A 1,721-nucleotide genomic window follows, 5' to 3' on the forward strand; every position below is an offset into this window, starting at 1 on the left:
CCCAGATTCGGACCCGACAGAAAGAAAATGGGGACCAACAAGAGGGACCCGGCAACAAGAACCATGCTGACGCGTTCGAACCGTTTAAAAGACCCGGTGCTGACGGCGCCGAGCACGAGCACGGCTGCAACAATTACGCCGGGAATTTGGGGGATGCCCAGATACTGCAAGCCCAAACTGATACCGATGAATTCGGTCACGATGGTGAGCGCGTTCAGGATGAACAGGTCAATGACGCTGAAGGCTCCCCAGAACTTTCCAAAACGTTCCAAGATGAGCCGGGCATGGCCCACCCCCGTGACCACCCCCAACCGCAACACCATTTCCTGGTTCACGTAGAGGACAGGTACCAGCAGCAGCAACGTCCACAGCAATGTGGTCCCATAATTTTGGCCAGCTTGCGTGTAGGTCCCAAACGCGCCAGCGTCGTTGTCGCCGACCATCACAATCAGTCCAGGACCCAGAATGGCCAAAAGGGTACGCAGTTTTGCCCGCACGCCCCGCCGCGGCGCATCATCGCCGAGTCGAATCGTGCCCATGGCCCCTTCAATATCGCCCACGTGCGCGGAATCCAGGACCGCTGACACGGGCCCGGTCGGAGGAACGAGGTTTGACGTTGTATCCATGGTGAACTTTCTGCAGGAAATGAAAAGACAGGATCCGGGAGCCGATCAAACGCGGCCCCACGAGGGCCGGCGATGTCGGGAACACCGCGGAAACCACAGGGCCGGGCGAGAAAATATGACCTGGCCGGGCTGCGATCACCGCGGGGCACGCCACCAGAAAGGCGTGTGCAGGCAGACTGCTACCTGGTGCGCGTGGTCGGCAGGAGGTAGGGTCTATGGCTCTCGCTCATTGACGTGCTCCCTCCGCTTTGCTCAGCGCACACGAAGAGTCCGACCAGACCGGCCGAGGTAACCTCTCCTCGTAAGACCTTTGGCACTTTGCGGCGTTAACCCGGAAACCGGGAGCCAATCGGGGCAATCCCTTGTTCCGGGAAAACCTGTCCTGACCCGGGGCGTCTCTGGACGTTGGGGGTCGCTGGCTTATATCCACAAAGGAGCCTCAGCTAACGAACGGCGCCCTGCAAAGATGACTGTACGCGGAGACCCCAACAGAAGCAATCGCGGCTGTCAATGTTCCACAAGCGTTCACCTTGCCGCGACGTTAAACGGCCGCCGTCTGGGCGGCGCGGCAACATGGATAGCTTTACCTTGCTAGCGCGCCGCGTTCTAAAGTGCTCAACTCGACTAGATCCCCCGGTCCAACCCTTCATCGGACCCGGAAAGACCAGAACGCCAAGGGCGAGGACCTAAGTCGAGACCAAGACTTGAGGAAGCAGAGGACAGGGATGCACTCATTCGGATCACTCATCCTGCTGCCACTGAACGCGAACCAGGTCGCAGCCGGTTCCCGGTCTGATCCCGGGCCTGACCTTCCTCTCGGCACGATGACGGACCCGACGTTCACCGCCCAGGCGCGTCTGGCCGCTCACCGACTAAATCTCTTCCGGATCGCACCAGACATGGTCCTCACGCCCTGCGAACCGGGCTGGATGCCGCTCACTCAAGGGGTACTGACGGAACTGCGTCACCTACCGCGCGTTGTCCGCTCCGACCGTCGACTGGACGTTGAAGAGGCCTGGGATCGTCACCAAAGCGCACGGCGCCAAGACCCCTCACTCCGGCCCGGCTGGTTGTCGCGGACCGAGTCGTCCCCCG

1 protein-coding gene and 1 riboswitch are annotated in these 1,721 nt (G+C 61.0%); the gene reads right to left on the reverse strand.

Going from position 1 to position 1,721, the window contains the following annotated elements; all coding sequences use genetic code 11:
- Positions 1–560, reverse strand: a 560-nt coding sequence (locus QN345_RS18700; protein ID WP_323509067.1) for a divalent metal cation transporter, incomplete at its 3' end; no start/stop codon positions are given.
- Positions 561–914: 354 nt separating this feature from the next.
- Positions 915–1,084, reverse strand: a riboswitch (M-box (ykoK) riboswitch).
- Positions 1,085–1,721: the final 637 nt, after the last annotated feature.

The organism is Cryobacterium sp. 10I1 (assembly GCF_035019805.1).
Lineage (GTDB): Bacteria > Actinomycetota > Actinomycetes > Actinomycetales > Microbacteriaceae > Cryobacterium > Cryobacterium glucosi.